This window comes from Bacillus sp. TH17, from assembly GCF_016651125.1.
Lineage (GTDB): Bacteria > Bacillota > Bacilli > Bacillales > Bacillaceae_G > Bacillus_A > Bacillus_A mycoides.
Genome location: NZ_JAEKEN010000001.1, coordinates 1,384,273 through 1,400,923, shown reverse-complemented (window position 1 = coordinate 1,400,923; position 16,651 = coordinate 1,384,273). Strand labels below are relative to the sequence as shown.

At 35.2% G+C, this 16,651-nt stretch carries 12 protein-coding genes, 2 pseudogenes, 1 riboswitch and 1 other annotated feature; of the genes and pseudogenes, 4 read left to right on the top strand and 10 right to left on the bottom strand.

The annotated features are described in order from the left end of the window. The first annotated feature begins 71 nt into the window (after positions 1-71). Positions 72-557, top strand: coding sequence for an 8-oxo-dGTP diphosphatase (locus tag JFT95_RS07110; protein ID WP_012260721.1), 486 nt, complete (start codon positions 72-74; stop codon positions 555-557). A gap of 27 nt (positions 558-584) precedes the next feature. Here the strand turns inward: JFT95_RS07110 and JFT95_RS07105 are convergent, their stop codons facing one another. From JFT95_RS07105 to JFT95_RS07095, 3 genes and pseudogenes are all read right to left on the bottom strand, one after another. Continuing rightward, on the bottom strand, positions 585-2,210 hold the full coding sequence (locus JFT95_RS07105; protein WP_201051811.1) for a YndJ family protein: 1,626 nt from the start codon (positions 2,208-2,210) through the stop codon (positions 585-587). A 5-nt stretch (positions 2,211-2,215) separates the two neighbouring features. Continuing rightward, positions 2,216-2,828, bottom strand: a pseudogene (locus JFT95_RS07100) (DUF4166 domain-containing protein). Positions 2,829-2,832: 4 nt separating this feature from the next. Beyond that, positions 2,833-3,741 carry a DoxX-like family protein gene (locus tag JFT95_RS07095; RefSeq protein ID WP_002126739.1) on the bottom strand — a complete coding sequence of 303 codons (909 nt, stop codon included), beginning with the start codon at positions 3,739-3,741 and terminating at the stop codon, positions 2,833-2,835. A gap of 192 nt (positions 3,742-3,933) precedes the next feature. Beyond that, a riboswitch (Lysine riboswitch) is annotated at positions 3,934-4,120 on the top strand. Between the two features lie 201 nt (positions 4,121-4,321). Between JFT95_RS07095 and JFT95_RS07090 the strand changes: the two genes are divergently transcribed. Together JFT95_RS07090 and JFT95_RS07085 are read left to right on the top strand one after the other, a co-directional pair. Then, positions 4,322-5,551, top strand: coding sequence for an aspartate kinase (locus JFT95_RS07090; RefSeq protein WP_002141239.1), 1,230 nt, complete (start codon positions 4,322-4,324; stop codon positions 5,549-5,551). A gap of 280 nt (positions 5,552-5,831) precedes the next feature. Further along, positions 5,832-6,284 carry a VOC family protein gene (locus JFT95_RS07085; RefSeq protein WP_088039161.1) on the top strand — a complete coding sequence of 151 codons (453 nt, stop codon included), beginning with the start codon at positions 5,832-5,834 and terminating at the stop codon, positions 6,282-6,284. Positions 6,285-6,573: 289 nt separating this feature from the next. Here the strand turns inward: JFT95_RS07085 and JFT95_RS07080 are convergent. The 3 genes and pseudogenes from JFT95_RS07080 to asnA all read right to left on the bottom strand — a co-directional run. Next, positions 6,574-6,915: pseudogene (locus tag JFT95_RS07080) on the bottom strand (helix-turn-helix domain-containing protein); the annotation flags it as partial. Between the two features lie 128 nt (positions 6,916-7,043). After that, positions 7,044-7,157: a helix-turn-helix transcriptional regulator gene (locus JFT95_RS07075; RefSeq protein ID WP_002031128.1), complete on the bottom strand. Its 114-nt coding sequence runs from the start codon at positions 7,155-7,157 to the stop codon at positions 7,044-7,046. Between the two features lie 144 nt (positions 7,158-7,301). After that, complete coding sequence (asnA, locus tag JFT95_RS07070) at positions 7,302-8,285, bottom strand: aspartate--ammonia ligase (RefSeq protein ID WP_002126735.1); 984 nt, start codon at positions 8,283-8,285, stop codon at positions 7,302-7,304. A 70-nt stretch (positions 8,286-8,355) separates the two neighbouring features. Continuing rightward, positions 8,356-8,615 (bottom strand) — a binding site (T-box leader). A gap of 408 nt (positions 8,616-9,023) precedes the next feature. Here asnA and JFT95_RS07065 point away from each other — a divergent pair. Then, positions 9,024-9,155: a DUF3934 family protein gene (locus JFT95_RS07065; protein ID WP_000047589.1), complete on the top strand. Its 132-nt coding sequence runs from the start codon at positions 9,024-9,026 to the stop codon at positions 9,153-9,155. Positions 9,156-9,290: 135 nt separating this feature from the next. Here the strand turns inward: JFT95_RS07065 and JFT95_RS07060 are convergent, their stop codons facing one another. The 4 genes from JFT95_RS07060 to malS form a co-directional block, all read right to left on the bottom strand. Then, complete coding sequence (locus JFT95_RS07060; protein WP_201051809.1) at positions 9,291-12,497, bottom strand: DEAD/DEAH box helicase; 3,207 nt, start codon at positions 12,495-12,497, stop codon at positions 9,291-9,293. A 119-nt stretch (positions 12,498-12,616) separates the two neighbouring features. Then, on the bottom strand, positions 12,617-13,549 hold the full coding sequence (locus JFT95_RS07055) for a response regulator (protein ID WP_002141232.1): 933 nt from the start codon (positions 13,547-13,549) through the stop codon (positions 12,617-12,619). Between the two features lie 2 nt (positions 13,550-13,551). Further along, a complete protein-coding gene (locus JFT95_RS07050; RefSeq protein ID WP_085963319.1) occupies positions 13,552-14,850 on the bottom strand; it encodes an ATP-binding protein in 1,299 nt (432 codons plus the stop codon). A 64-nt stretch (positions 14,851-14,914) separates the two neighbouring features. After that, entirely contained in the window at positions 14,915-16,627 is a 1,713-nt protein-coding gene (gene malS / locus JFT95_RS07045) for an oxaloacetate-decarboxylating malate dehydrogenase (RefSeq protein ID WP_002012227.1), read from the bottom strand. Between the last annotated feature and the right edge of the window lie 24 nt (positions 16,628-16,651).

Below are 16,651 nucleotides of genomic sequence, written 5' to 3'. Positions count from 1 at the left end.
TTTTTAATTATATAAGAAACTATTATGTTATGGTAAAATTATCAAAAAAAGATAAAGGAGAATACATTATTATGCCTCAAAATTCTCATAATATCGAGCACCGCATCTATACAATGTGTATGATCCAGCGAAATAATGACGCTTTACTTATAAAACGCCCCGACCATCGAGGTTTTCCTGGCTACATAGCTCCTGGTGGAAAAGTAGATTTCCCAGAAAGCATATTACAAGCTGCTATACGAGAATCGAAAGAGGAGACCGGACTCCACGTTTCTAATTTAATTTTCAAGGGGTTAGACGAATATGTAAATCCTAAGGAAAATGTTCGATATATGGTATTTAACTATTGGACAGATTCATTTGAAGGTGAACTCCTTTTGAATCCTCCTGAAGGCGAATTATTATGGGTGCCAATTGATACAGCACTCAATCTTCCTATGCAAGATTGGTTTAAAGAGAGATTCCCATTATTTTTTGAAAAAGGTACGTTTGAAATTCAGCGTGTTTGGGACCAAGACTTGGATAAACAAGTTGCTATGACAATTACCCATACATAAAAAGCTTGGAATCTCTCCAAGCTTCTCTTACTTCTCCTCTATTTTCTTAATCTCATAATCAATTTCTAAAAACTTGACTCCGAATATCCACATTCTATGGTGAGCTGTTAACATTTGGTCCGCGCTCTCTTTAATGATAAATGTCTCTGCTAATGGTAAACGTATTGTAAAGAAACGAGTATATAAATAAATCCCCTCATCCCCCCTGTCATTCTCTCTTAACTTACTTGTAATGATTAAAGCATTATCATCATTGCATAACTTCAAAATACCTGTCATATTCGAATATGGTAAAGGTAATGCGATATTCATATATGTATCTTTCTTGTATGTATGCTTTGAATAAAGAGCTACAAAAATTGTCTCCCCTGCTTCATTTTTTCTTAGCCAAGCCCTTACATTCTCTCTTCCATCCTTCTCATCTATTATCCCAATGATAGAGCCATGCATCGTTTCCCACTTGCCGCCCATTCCTAAATGTATTTGTCCTACACGCTTACTCATTTTCTCATAACAAAATGCAACCGGACGGAACCAACGAGTCCATTTAATATGCGATTGTAACTCATACTCTTTTGTATTTTCATAAAAACGAATAATACTTAAAGGAATCTTCGCCATGTCAACTGCCTCACTATGAAAATCATTCATTTTATCAACTAAACCTTTGTATTCCTTGCTATCTATTAAATTTCTGTTATGTAAAAATACTTCACCAACTGTCGCATTTCCTCTTAACCTGCTCATTGGTTTCCCGTAATATTTATAATTCGGAGTACTCTTTTCAATCATCCAGCCAAAAAATGCTGGTAACGCTACTCCAATTCCATTTACAACACCGTGAATCCAGACCATTTGTGCAATTGTAATCGTCATTACTTGTTTGAAATTTCCGTATGAATATATGAGTGAAAACATTATTGTTACCATAAGTGTACTGGATGAAAGAGTAAGGAGAATCTTTGCACTTATAGCATTGAATTTCGTTCTCCACACGTAAACTCCATATCCATAAATCGCACATAAATATATGAACACTGCAAAAAATTCAAGTATCCTTGAGTATGTAATTCCTATCGCAACTGTCATAGGTGAAATGACTATGATAAACATAATAGCATCATACACTTTACTTCTCTTTTCTCTTTTCCTTCCAAGTAAACCAGCTGATAACGGCAATAGAAATGCCGAGTAATGAAAGTGTGCCGCTGTAAGTAAAACAATGTCAGAACTAAAGTGCATAATTGAAACCTTTGCTACTGAAGCAAAAAACCAAAAACCACCTAAAAACAAATAAATAAACGCACTATCGATAGCCGTCTCTTCTATCGGTTTCCATCCTCTTTCTAACAATCTACTTACACCAAATAACGCAACGATTCCTGTATATGCAAACCAAAGTAGCGCAAAGAAATAGTGATTTGTTACGAAAGCTAGCATTGCACTGATTGCTGCGATTGGATATAAAAACGATACAAATTTATAAAATAATACATACGATCCATTTCTTTTTTTCTTATCAATAATACAAAAAGACATCGGTATAAATAACAAAATAGATAATAAAATAATTGCTTCAACTGGGTTTACATTTGACCACTCACATATTAGAAAAATAATATAGCAAGCAAGCCCAAATAGTATATTTTTCATATCGTTTATTTCCTTTCCACAAATGTTCCCTTATATGAAAATAATGAACCAATTAACGGATTTCGTACTTGTACATGAATTCGAAAACATTGTAGTGTTTCATCATAACTTTCTACAATTTTTGCCTCTCCGTATAAAAATCTAGGTAACGGTATTTTTCTTCCAAACATAAAAAACCATTGTTTCTTTGAAGAAATATGCATCCCGCCTTTTTTCATCAATATAAAAATTCAATGTAGAAACGAGTAAATGTGGCTCACCAAAATAATCTACAATTTCATTATTCTCTTCATCCAACTGCATAACAGCGTTAAAATATCTTTTCTTATTATGAAAATAAAAAGTACGATTCCACCGTACAAACTCATTTCCATGTTCATCTCGCTCAGCGGTATTATGTATCACAAACGGAACTTTTTGCCCTCGCTCAGAGAAAAACATTCGAAACTTCGATGTAATTTTTAATATTAATTTAACGAAAAAAGATCCTCCATAAATTTCATCCATTTCCCCTTCCCCAATAAAGCTATTTTCCTTTGTTATCGCATATCGTTCCTGCAATTTTGGATGAAGCCTTTTATAAGAATCCCCTAATAATCTTTCATAAATATTAACCATATACTTATCCCTTTCTCGTCCTCTTGCAATTTTTTGCGCTTGGCAAATTAGTGCTATTTATATAACCGACAATCGATAACCCTATTAGAAGAAAATTTAATGTAATCGGATTAAACGGTTGCGTAAAACTAGCGATATTCGTCGATCCTGCCGCTAATGTTAAAACTATCAACAATATAATATGCAATATAAATAGTTTTCGCTTTTGAAGTGGCAATAGCCACATAACACCCCATATTATTTCTAAAAATCCAACTATTTTAAGTATAAAAATACTACTTTCATTCGATCCGATTAGTGCAGAAAGCATCTTTACTTCTTCTGAATGAGTAAACATCAATTTCGGTACAATCCCTTGATATAACCATACGAAAGCAAATAAAAAGCAAACTAGCCAATACGTCATCGTTCTTCTAATTAGCAACTTAGGATGAAGTCCCTTTTCTAACCATAATTTTAAAGCATCAAAACTCCATGCTGTCGCCCAACCTAATAGTGGACGAAAAACATATAAATCTATCACATTTCCTATACGACCAAATCTCGTATCATAATCATATTGCGTTTCAAAATGAATATGTTCTTCATTCGGTGTATACTTCCAATAACCACGCCCTATTTGTATAAGTGATAATTGATTGTCTGTCCAAAATTTTAAAGAGGAAATGCGTTCTCCAGTTTCTTTTCTTATTTCACCTATCGATTCCCCTTCTCCGGCTATTTCAAGTCCAAATCCGATCTTTGTTTTATATAAAAACTTCTGTGGTTCTCCCTCTTTTTTTTCTAAATACGAAATCTCAGTAAAACGAGCATCCCACTCTGTATGTATATCAGGCTCTTGTGTATATGCCCATAGTTTCTCCATTGTTGTGTTCATTTCTGTGGCTACATAAATAGGCTTTTTCTTCCCCATCCTTCCACCTCCCATGCGCTATATTTTCAATGTACATGCAATGAATCGATTTTGCTACATTTTTCACAAACTAATTTAATAAAAAGATAGAATTTCAAAAAAATACAAAAAACACTTGATTCCCTGAAAAATTTAAATTATTATAAAACAAATGTTACCAACAACTTCATAAATCATACACTCTCGCCTAAAACGTGAGATAGAGGTTGCAACGCTTATAAGTATTCTAAAGGAGACACAGAGATGTCTATGATTTTAGAGGAAAGGAAGTGTTGCCGAAATTGATAAATTTCTCTGCATTTATCAATTGGGGCTGTTTTCGAATAGAAACAGAACTGTCATATGTACAGACGTGTACGTATGAAGAGCTATCTACAAAAAAGAGATATCATTTTTATGATATTCCTTTTTTGGCGGTTTTTTTATTAGCTCCGTTTTCTGTTTCCCTTTTCCTGTAACAGCACCATCCTCACTTATTTGAGATGGTGTTTTTTGTTTTTCTCTCTGGTAACTACAGGAATATTGGGATTTGTATATGTCCTAACCTATTCTTAAAAATGGACGAAAGAAGGAATTCGTAATGGAAACGATTGTACAAAAATTTGGCGGTACTTCTGTCGGAAGCGTCGAACGCATTCAACATGTAGCAAATTTAATTATTGAAGAATATGAACGAGGACATAGTATTGTCTCTGTCGTTTCAGCAATGGGAAAAAGTACGGATAAACTTGTAGCACTTGCTAACGCTATTACTGAAAATCCAAGTAAACGTGAAATGGATATGCTCCTATCTACAGGAGAACAAGTAACCATTTCATTATTAACAATGGCACTACAAACAAAAGGTTATAACGCAATTTCATTAACAGGATGGCAAGCTGGTATTACGACAGAATCTGTACATAGTAGTGCACGGATTATTGACATTAACACTACTCGTATTCAGTCTCACCTTACTGAAGGCACGATTGTTATAGTAGCTGGTTTCCAAGGAGTAAGTGAAGAAAATGAAATTACCACACTTGGCCGCGGTGGCTCTGATACGACTGCTGTCGCATTAGCTGCTGCACTAAAAGCAAAAAAATGTGATATTTATACGGATGTGACCGGCGTATATACGACTGATCCACGAGTTGTACAAGATGCTTATAAATTAGATGAAATTTCTTATGACGAAATGTTAGAGCTTGCCAACCTCGGTGCTGGCGTATTACACCCACGCGCTGTTGAATTTGCTAAAAATCATAATGTAATTTTAGAAGTTCGCTCAAGTATGGAACAAGAAAACGGAACAATTGTAAGGGGAGAATGTAACATGGAACAACAATCAATCGTTAAAGGTATTGCATTTGAGGATAATATTACACGCGTCACAATTAAAGGATTAGAACAAGGTGCACTTTCAACAGTTTTCTCTACATTAGCAGCAGCACATATTAATGTGGATATTATTATTCAAAGTATTACAAATGAAGGAACTGTTCACCTCTCATTCTCAATCCATTCTAATGATTTAAGAGAAACATTAGAAGTATTGGAACAAAATCAAGAAGCACTTCACTACGAATCTGTAGAACATGAAAATCATTTAGCAAAAGTATCAATTGTAGGATCTGGTATGGTATCTAACCCAGGAGTTGCTGCGAATATGTTCACTACTTTAAAAGAAGAAGATATTCATATTAAAATGGTAAGTACATCAGAAATTAAAGTATCTGTCGTTATTGACCGTCTTCATTTAGTAACGGGTGTTGAAGCACTTCATCAATCATTTATGGCGAAAATTGAACCTTTAGTGCAAATGATTTAATTTCCACCAGTAAAACTTACAACAAATTATATGAATCTATTTCCTTCCTATATAAATAGAAAGCTGTTTGCATAGTGGAAAGTGAGAAAAAGGTTATTTAGTTTAAAATAAAGTCGTTTGAAGAACAATAAAATTGTTAAAAAACGGAAGCAAGTCATTCTATTCAACAATCGGGCAGTTATCTCCCACCTAACTTCCTCGCATTCGCCGAATTTTGAGGTGGGAGTCTTATTGCCCGCAAATAGCGGGATAAATTTTTACACATAAGGAGATAAAGACTATGGCAAACAACAGATTACTAAGAATGGACAATGTCAGCATCGTTGTAGAATCTCTTGATAACGCAATCTCTTTCTTCAAGGAGATTGGATTAAAACTCGAAGGGCGGGCTACTGTCGAAGGTGAATGGGCTGGTCGCGTAACTGGACTCGGTTCTCAGTGCGTAGAGATTGCTATGATGGTTACGCCAGATGGTCACAGCCGAATTGAACTTTCGCGATTTCTCACCCCACCTACTATAGCAGATCACCGGACAGCTCCTGTAAACGCCCTCGGTTATCTGCGCGTCATGTTCACCGTCGAGGACATTGACGAAATGGTATCCAGACTTACTAAGCATGGTGCTCAGCTCGTTGGAGAAGTAGTTCAGTATGAGAACTCGTATCGACTCTGCTACATTCGTGGAACCGAAGGAATTCTAATCGGTTTGGCGGAACAACTCAGTAACAAATAAGTAAGTGACGTTTTATAAAAGGCCTTTACTGAAATATACATTACTGAAGTAAAAATATTTGAAGAAAATTCTTATTCAATAAAACTTAGATTTTCAACCCCGTCCTAACTTTAGAACGGGGCTATACTCGTTTGAGCTTTTAAAATTAAATAACTTTATTATCATTTTACACATAGATTTCAAGACTCTATACAAACAGCTTTTTAACATATTACCTATATCTAAAAATCATTATAAAACAATTAGATTATTCGCAATACCTTTTCCTAGGAAATATAACGGACTCTTCTCACTTCTTATCATATATATCTTTCCCTTTAAATAACGAGCGAAATTCATGCAAAATAACTTTCTTCACGTCGGAATAAAAGACCATCATGAATAGCGCAGCCCCTAATAAAATCTCTTGAATTCCTTCGTAATCAATGAAAGCACTCATAATTAGCAAACCAAATCCAATATAAAAACCAAACTCATTCTCTTTCTCAAAATCCTCAGCTTCTTCATCAATATGTATTTTCTCTTTAAAGTTTTGATTCCCTTTTATTAATTCATCGAGCGTAACGTTGTACATTTCGCTCAATAAAATTAAATTATCAATGTCGGGGTAACTTTTATCATTTTCCCACTTATCCCGCTTTAACAGGCACTAAATCCCATCGTAGCTTTTAAATACATCAAGGAAGCCAGATGGGATTAACTGCCTATAAAAGCCCGATTGGTTCAACTAATAATCAGTGGGATAAATCGCTCCACTGATTAAAGTTTCACTTTATACACCGCTTGCCTAGTTACCCCAATTTTCTTTGCAACATCCTCTTGCGAAAAACCCTTTGACTCTCGTAATTTTTTTAATTGTTCTCCCAAGTTCATAACGCCCCCTCCTTTAACAAATTATTACATAAAAGGAGATAAAAAAGAAAGAAACTATTAGTAACACTCACTGTAAACCACCAGTTTACACAATAAAAAAGGGAGAGTAACTCTATTTTCGAGCCATTCTCCCTCTCACTTATATTAAAACAAATGAATGTTTTCTTTCTTACAAGCTTCACGTAAATCATCAGGCCATACAGAAGATTGAACTTCACCGATATGTGCTTTACGTAAGAAGTACATACACATTCTTGATTGGCCGATACCACCACCAATTGTTAATGGTAGTACGTCTTCTAAAATACCTTTATGGAAATCATACTCACGTTTGAAGTCTTCACCAGTTTTCGTTAATTGCTCATCAAGTGCTTTACTATCAACACGAATTCCCATTGATGATAATTCGAACGAAGCTTGTAGTACTGGGTGCCAGAATAAAATGTCACCGTTTAATTTCCAATCATCATAATCGGACGCGCGTCCATCGTGCTTTTCACCTGAACGGAGTGCATCACCAATTCCAATAATAAAGACTGCACCGTGTTCTTTCGCAATTGCATGTTCACGATCTTTCGGTGTTAATTCTGGATATTTATCTTCCAGTTCTTGAGAAGTAATGAAAACAATTTCTTCTGGTAAATACTTTCCAAGGAACGGATACTTTTCAAATAAGTGATCTTCCAATTCTTTGAATATTCCATAAATTGTTTGTACTGTTTTTTGTAAGTAATCGATAGTACGCCATTCTTTTTGAACGATTTTTTCCCAATCCCATTGGTCAACATAAATGGAATGCGTTGCATCAAGTTCTTCATCACGACGAATCGCGTTCATGTTTGTATATAAACCTTCACCAGCTTCATATCCGTATTCATGTAATGCGAATCTTTTCCACTTCGCTAGTGAATGTACAATTTCTAATTCTTCTCCTGAATGTAACATATCAAATTCAATTGGACGTTCTACACCGTTTAAGTGATCGTTTAATCCTGATTTCTTCGTTACGAATAATGGTGCAGATACGCGGAATAGTTCAAGTCGTTTTGCTAATTGATCCTCAAAAAATGTTTTAACTTCCTTAATTGCGATTTGAGTCTCTCTTACTGTCATTAATGATTGATACATGGTGGTTTCCTCCTAAAATGTTTGGATGTTGTGAAAAGAAGCCAACAAAAAAAGCCCTTCTTTCCCAAAAAACTGGGACGAAAGACTTTGGTTCCGCGGTACCACCCAAATTAGCAACAGAGGTTGCTCACTTATACAATACGGAGATTAAAAAATCTCGATACTGTTCTTCTTGTAACGGCGAAGTTCCCGGCTAAGTCTACTTTCCTATAAAGGATTTCGGTTAGCGACTCCAGGAGGTTCTTCATAATAGGCTTCGTATCAGGCTCACACCGTCCCTGACTCGCTTAAACTACATCCTACTACTACTCGTCCTTTCATAGTCGTTTTATTGTCACATCTCTGAAACATTTTATTAATGATTATTCTATACAAAAAATCGATAAAGTCAACAAAAAGTTTTAAAATATTTTTCAATTCTTTATTTTATGCCTTTACCGACTGTTCTTAATATAACATTTTTATTTCCTTTGTCTCTTCAATCCAAAAAACATTTCACTAATTGAAACTAACATATATACAACAACTAGTGTGATTGTTCGAAATATAGAATCCGCAGTATTTCTTATTATTTTCATTTTCTTTATAATTCCTTTCAGTTTACTCGCAATTTCATGATATACTATAGCATTCAAGCAGTTTGTTTTTATTTAAAGCAAGCATAGTCATTTATCGATAGTATTTTTCTAAAACATTGGCTATTATCAAATCAGATTTTTTATATAACGGAGTGATCATATGAGTAAAACGAAAGCAAAACCGAAAAAAGGTGTAGGACAAGGTACAGGAAGTAAAGGATGGAACCGTTGGCAATCAAGTGCGAAAAAGAAAGCTGCAAAACCATACAAAAGTAAAGGTACAAAGAAATAAAATAAATAGTGGGAGACGAACAACTCCCACTATTTAAAGTTTCACTTTATCTCTTTACTTTGTACAAAACAAAATATAATTATTACAACAAAAAAGCTATGCTTTCATCTCTATGAAAGCATAGCTTTTTGCATATTAAATCATAAGAATATCGCGGATTTCTTCCTCCGTAATAGAAGATAACTTCTCTTCTCCCGGCTCGATAATTTCAGCGATTAAATTTTTCTTACTCTCTTGTAACTCGTGCATTTTTTCTTCAATTGTTCCATGTGCTACTAACTTAATCACTTGCACTGTATTTTTTTGTCCCATTCGATACGCTCTATCCGCAGCTTGTTGTTCAACAGCTGGATTCCACCACAAGTCGTACAATATAACTGTATCTGCACCTGTTAAATTTAGTCCTGTGCCACCAGCTTTTAACGAAATAAGAAATAGATCCCCTTCTCCTTCGTTAAACCGATTGCATAGCTCTACACGTTCTTGCGCTGGTGTACTCCCGTCTAAATAAAAGTATGGAACTGCTTGACGATTTAATTCACGTCCGATTATCGAAAGCATCTTCGTAAATTGGGAAAAGATAAGAATTCTCTTCCCTGTACTTCTGCATTCCTCCAAAATTTCTAGCAGCTGATCAAATTTAGCTGAACTACCTTTATAGTCATCAACAAACAAAGCAGGATGACAACAAATTTGCCGTAGTCTCGTTAAACCAGCTAAAACCCGAATTTTATTTTTACGTAACGTATCTTTATCCAAATGTTTTAACGTTTCTTCTCTTAACTTTGCTAAATAAGCTGCGTAAAGCCTCTTTTGATCTGGTAAAAGTTCTGATGATTGCAAGTGCTCAATTTTTTCTGGGAGTTCGTGTAATACATCACCCTTTAACCTTCTTAACACGAAAGGTTTTACCCGCTTCGCAATATCTTCACGTCTTAAATCACCGAACTCTTTTCTTCCCGGTAATAATTCTGGGAAGACGACGTGGAAGATAGACCATAGCTCTTCTAATGAATTTTCTACAGGTGTTCCTGTTAATCCAAAACGGTACTCCGCCTGCACTGTTTTTACCGCTCTTGCAGTTTGCGTCGTATGATTTTTAAATGCTTGTGCTTCATCAAGAAATAGCGTATGAAATGGCTGCTCATATAACCTTATATCTCTTCTCAGTAGAGGATATGACGTAATGACAACATCAAATTTCGTTATATCTTTTAAAATTTTTCGGCGCTCTGCTTGATTTCCATCGGCAATAACTGCTCTAATATGTGGAGCGAATTTTTTCAACTCACTAAGCCAGTTGTAAACGAGGGACGACGGAGAAACAACTAATATAGGCAGTTTCTTCTCTCGAATTTCCGGCAAAACAGAGTCTATAAAAGCAATACTTTGCAACGTTTTCCCCAGTCCCATATCATCAGCTAAAATGCCGCCAAAACGATAATAGGCAAGTGTTTTCATCCACTGGAATCCGTATGTTTGATACTCTCTCATTATCGCATCTAAACCACTTGGCACCGCAAACTTCAGCTTTTTAGGGTTTTGAATGTTCTCTACCAATTCTTGAACAGACTCATCTAAACTTAATACGTTTCCTTCTTGCAGTGAATTCATCCATTTCACACTACGAATAAGAGGGACATCTATTTCTTCGCCCTTTAAAAATCCTTTTCGAATACTAGATTCTTTTATAAACTGATTAATATCATTAAACTCTTTACTCTCAAGTGATAGTAGAGCACCACTTGCTAAACGATAATATTTTCGTTTCTCTTCAAGTGCCACTAATACCCCTTTAATTTCTGCCTCTGGAATACCTTTTATATCAAAGCGAAATGATAACCAATCAATTCTCTCTTTCCTTCTAACTCTTATAAGAGGAGCTGTGTCTCCCTTATGAATTCGTAATTTGATGGCTGACGTCGCATAAATATCAACTAAACCTTTTAACGTTGGAACGACGTGATATAAAAAGTTATACTCAGCCTCTTCATTATGCATAAAATAACCGCCTTCCGTTTTCGCAAAGGCACTTTCACTCATAATGTCTAAAATCTCTTTTTCCTTTTTCTCATCACGATTAAAAACAGATGGCTGCCCATCCTCTTCTAACGGATTAATCACGACGTTTCCATAATGAAATTCGAGACCTGCTAACAAACGATTTTTCACTCGATCTAAATACAATTTTGCTTTTAATGCGGGTGTTTCAACACGATCTGATACTACCTCATCTATTCGCACAGTTCCTAGCTTCATTAACCCTGGTACAACTTTTGCTACAAAGTGCTCCATCTTATCTGCTGGAATATACAATTGGTTACTACTAGAACGATTCATCATTTTTTGTAATTCGATAAGTCGCTTACAATCCTCAGCATTCAACTGATACAGTTTCCCTCCAAATAGAGCATAACTATACGTATCCATTACTTCTACTTGTTGTAAGCCGTCAATATAAAGTGTAAACCCACCGTTACTCCCTTTATTAAACTCAAAATGTAAAGGAAGTAGCCCTTTTGAAATTTGTAAACCGTGAAAAGATTTTCCACCTTGATTAAGTCCCACAAACTCAACTTTAGAAAGTAAAGAAAGCATATCCTTCCATGAAGCTGGCGGTATTAAAATCATACTATCATCTTGTTTTGCATGTACTTCCAGTGTATCCTCATACATTTTTTCATTATGATAAATTTTAATGAGCTGCTGAATAATCGCATCGGTTTCTTGCTTAAAGCTATGTACATCCGGTGTATATGTAAATTTATTCGAACAATTATAGGACTCTCTTTTCTCCACATTGGAAAGAAATTCTCTAATATGATTTACAAAATACATCTTGGCGAGTTTAAACTGAATACCTAGCAGTGCCCCACCATTTTTCGTAACTACTGGCGTACATATAAATTCAACATGAAGTATTTCACGTGTATCAAAACGGTGTTGTTTACTTTTTGGTCTTAATGGTTTTTCTGCAAATAAATGAAACATCCCGCTTGTTAATTGATCATTTCCACTCATATTCCCGCTACTAAGAGGCACCATTCCACCGGTTTGCTGATTATAATTTATTTGTATCAATACTGCCGCAACATGTTGACAGTATGTTTGAAAAGACGCTAACGAAGGACAACTACATTTCGCAACAACATCACCTTTTTTAGCTTTTTCTACTGTAACATGAAAATCTTCGTTCCCTTTTACCGTCGCTTCGCAAATTTCTTTATTTTCATCATAATGATTTATTATTACTTTATTTGATTTATAATAAGCTTCGCCTCTTTTATATGAGGTTTCTCCGCATACTTCTTTAATAATCGATTTATTTAATGTAAAACCCATTGTTTTGACACTTCCTTACTTTAAAACCAGTTTCTCTTAACTAACATTTTACATGCTCCAAGAGAAAATATAAAATGTAGATTTAATAAAAAAAGATGCTTGTATATAAGCACCTTTTTTCACTCTATCTCCATCAACCGTTTCGCCTCAAAATACAACACTTGAATAAATTTCTTCGTATTAATTCGTATATGGCCAGAAGTTGCTACTTCATCCTTTGTCATTTCTGTCATTCGTTTTCTAACTACAGTGAAATCAAAAAATTTCGGAGCATAGCTTTCAAATTTCGGATTTGAAAAGTCTGTTAATCCAAGGGAAGCTAAGTGATTTAACGATTGATAAATCGCTCTACGTACCCTTTGTTCAGATGCTTTTCTCTCCTTATCTATATCTGCATCTGAAGCTATATTCTCTAATTTTCTTATAGTTATATGGTGAAAGATATCTTTTAGCGCAGGAAATCCAAATTCAAACGTTTGCTCTTTTTCTTGTCCATATAAATATTCCAACATACTAAGTAAATCTTTACTTCCATTCTCTCCCGCAATACCGAGTTCTGATAATAAATAGCGCCCTGAATCTGCTATTCTTTTTCCTTCCTGCATTGGCTCATTTCGAACTTGCGGCTGTTCCCACTTAAAAACGTTATTCAATGATTTTTGAATATCATGTATAGAGCGCTCTAAACGAATACGTTCCATTACTTTACGTACAACAGATATAACCTCAATTTTATTTAATGGTTTCGTAATATAATATTCAACACCAAGTGTATACGCCTCACCAATAAGCTGTTTCGATTCAACTTGAGAAATCATGATGATTTTCCCTGAAAAAGAGGACGCAATATGGCGAACTGTTTCAATCCCGTCTCGCATTGGCATTAATAAATCAATAAATAAAATATCTACTTTTTTAAAATTTAGTTGGTCGGCTTCAATAAAAGCTCCGTCTTCCGATTCTCCAATTACTTCCCCAAGATCACCATCTTCAATAATTTGTGAAAGCATAGAGCGGAAAACTTCATCATCATCTACGATATAATAAAACAACTTCATTCTCCTTCCCGCTTTAAACTGCACTCCGGTAAACAAACGACAAACTTACACCCTCCGCCAGTTTCTCGGTCTTCTAATCTCACTTCTCCTCCGAGCTCTGTTACCATTTCGTTTATGTAAGAAAGTCCAATTCCTGTTGATGGTGTTCCCGTTTGATCATACTTTGAAGTAAATCCAGGCTTAAATACTAATTTCTTATATTTTTGTGCAATACCAGGTCCATCATCAATTACTTCAAAGAATATATGGTTATCAAGTTTATATAACTTAATAATAATAACGCCATTATCCGCAATTGCTTCAACTGCATTTGCAACTAAATTATTAAAAATTGATAAGACCGTGTACACATGATATTCTGCATGCTCACCTTCTATATGTTTAGAAAAACGTATATCTTTTCCCAACATTTCAGCGTACTTCTCATTTATTCTCACAATCATTTCCGCAAGCTCATGTCCTTCTACATACTCAGCCACATTTTTATCTAATAACAGTTTAGATAACCCTGCAAAAATTCTTTGATTATCCTTTTTTATTTCATGTACTTCTCCCGCTATTTTCAATGCTGTTTTACTACTCGAATCATCGTTCGCTTGTAAATTCCGATATAATTGATACGCTGTTTGTGTAATTAACTCCGCATTTTGTAACGTTTTTTTCAAATGAACAGATTCCACATATAAGTTAGAAAGATGCAGCAACATTTTTTCATTTTCTTTTCGCACTTGTGATTCTTTTAATTTTGTTTCATACAAGTTCATCATATTTAAAAAACCAAGCGCAAAGAAACTACGAAAAATAGCAATAATAATTAGTTTATTCACTTCAGAAACTGTTATCGTTGTCCCCAGCACTAACATATGATAAAACGCAAGTTCAGACATACTTGCGATAATTTCAATTGTAATTCCAAGACATCCTATCACAAGTGGCTTCTGATGAAACTTATTCACCCTACAAAGCGAAAAAAGACTTCCATAAATAAAATAATAAAAGAACACAGGATAACGCAAATAAAATGATTCTGTCATATGGAATGAACCTTGCAATACCCAGTCAAGACATACACGAAATAAGACTACAGATATACCTACAAGAATACCTGCAGCTGCTGCTGGCACTCTTCTTAAAAATAGTAATAAAAAGAAGAAAAGCGGTGTCCCGAAACTAACACGAAACATATCATTAAAAGGATGAAAATTCAGCTCTCCAGCAATCGGAACAACAACCATTAATATAATTAAAAGATACATATCTTTCTTCCATAATTGATTCCAATTCAAAGGTGCCACTTCCTATGCTTTTTTTCAATTGTAAAAGTGAAAGCCCGCTTATAATTATAAACGGGCTTTATTTCTATATTCTAACCTTTTCTACCGCTTTTATTTGGCGATACTCCGGTTCCCATATTGCTTCTTTTACTGCAATCTTAATATCGTCATCACTTAAGTTCTCTCTAGCAACACCTTCTGCAACTGCGACTTTCGCTACTTCAATCGCAACCAGTTCAGAGATATTACGTAACTCTTCAACTTCTGGCAAAATAGGCGCTCCTGGCTGACTTGTATCTACCATACTTGCAACTGCTTCTGCTGCTGCTGCGAACATTCCATCCGTCATGACGCTTGCACGAACAACAATTGTACCAAGACCTAGTCCTGGGAAAATAAGTGCGTTATTTGACTGTCCAATCACATACGTTACACCGTTATATGTAACCGGTTCAAACGGACTTCCTGTTGCAACTAATGCTTTTCCTTCTGTCCACTCGATTAAATCTGCTGGTTTCGCTTCAGCAAGTGGCGTTGGATTCGACATTGGTAAAATGATTGGTCTTTCTACATGAGAAGCCATTTCTTTAATAATTTCCTCTTTAAATGCGCCTGCAACAGTAGATGTACCAATTAAAATTGTCGGTTTTACATGTTTCACAACTTCAGCAAGTCCGATAGCATCATTTTGTTTCCAATCACTTACTTCAGCTTCTTTTCTTGCATATGGAATTTGGAAATCAAGAAGATCTTCCATATTATCTGTAACCAACCCATTACGGTCAATACACCAGAAACGATTATGTGATTCTTCGTCTGATAAGCCGACACGAACCATTGCATCTCTTACTTGATCTGCGATACCGATTCCAGCCGTACCAGCACCAAACACAACTACACGGTGTTCACTTAACGGTACACCAGAAGCTTTTACTGCCGATAATACAGCAGCAAGTGAAACTGCCCCTGTACCTTGAATATCATCATTAAACGTACAAACGTCATGACGATATTTATCTAAAATTTTTCGTGCATTTCGAGAACTGAAGTCTTCCCAATGTAGAAGTGCTTTCGGGAATTGTTTATTTACCGCTTGAACAAACGTATCAATAAATTCATCGTAAGCTTCACCTGTTATACGAGGGTGACGATTTCCAATATAAAATGGATTGTTTAATAATTCCTCACGATTTGTACCTACATCTAAAATTACCGGTAATACACGGCTAGGATCGATTCCAACTGCGGCCGTATATACAGCCAATTTCCCGATTGCGATGTTAATTCCACCAACACCCCAATCACCAATTCCTAATATACCTTCTCCATCCGTTACAACGACTAAATCAATGTTTTCAGCTGTTGCACCGATATTTGCAAATGCATCTTCAATACCTGATGGATCGTTAATTGATAAATAAATGCCACGTGGTTTACGGTATTCATGACTATATCTTTGAATTGCTACACCTACAGTTGGTGTATATACAATCGGTAACATTTCACGTAAATGCTCTGTTAAAATACGATAAAATAACACTTCATTTCGATCATGTAACGCTGTTAAGTATACATTCTTTAATAAATCATCCGGCTGAGAACTAAATTGTTCATATGCTCGGCGTGCTTGTTCTTCTAACGTTAAAACCGCTGGCGGTAATAACCCTTTTAAACCTAACTCTTCTCTTTCCTCTTGTGTGAAAGCTACCCCTTTATTTAAAAGTGGTGTTGATAATACTTCTGCTCCTCTTAATGTTGTTTCTAATGCACCATTAGAAGCCACTGTAAACTTACTCATAACATCCCTACCTCTATTCATATA

Excerpts from the sequence above, each read along its gene's own strand:
- JFT95_RS07110 (WP_012260721.1), top strand. The coding sequence starts at position 72 with ATGCCTCAAAATTCTCATAATATCGAGCACCGCATCTATACAATGTGT.
- JFT95_RS07105 (WP_201051811.1), bottom strand. The coding sequence starts at position 2,210 with ATGAAAAATATACTATTTGGGCTTGCTTGCTATATTATTTTTCTAATA.
- JFT95_RS07095 (WP_002126739.1), bottom strand. The coding sequence starts at position 3,741 with ATGGGGAAGAAAAAGCCTATTTATGTAGCCACAGAAATGAACACAACA.
- JFT95_RS07090 (WP_002141239.1), top strand. The coding sequence starts at position 4,322 with ATGGAAACGATTGTACAAAAATTTGGCGGTACTTCTGTCGGAAGCGTC.
- JFT95_RS07085 (WP_088039161.1), top strand. The coding sequence starts at position 5,832 with ATGGCAAACAACAGATTACTAAGAATGGACAATGTCAGCATCGTTGTA.
- JFT95_RS07075 (WP_002031128.1), bottom strand. The coding sequence starts at position 7,157 with ATGAACTTGGGAGAACAATTAAAAAAATTACGAGAGTCAAAGGGTTTT.
- asnA (WP_002126735.1), bottom strand. The coding sequence starts at position 8,285 with ATGTATCAATCATTAATGACAGTAAGAGAGACTCAAATCGCAATTAAG.
- JFT95_RS07065 (WP_000047589.1), top strand. The coding sequence starts at position 9,024 with ATGAGTAAAACGAAAGCAAAACCGAAAAAAGGTGTAGGACAAGGTACA.
- JFT95_RS07060 (WP_201051809.1), bottom strand. The coding sequence starts at position 12,497 with ATGGGTTTTACATTAAATAAATCGATTATTAAAGAAGTATGCGGAGAA.
- malS (WP_002012227.1), bottom strand. The coding sequence starts at position 16,627 with ATGAGTAAGTTTACAGTGGCTTCTAATGGTGCATTAGAAACAACATTA.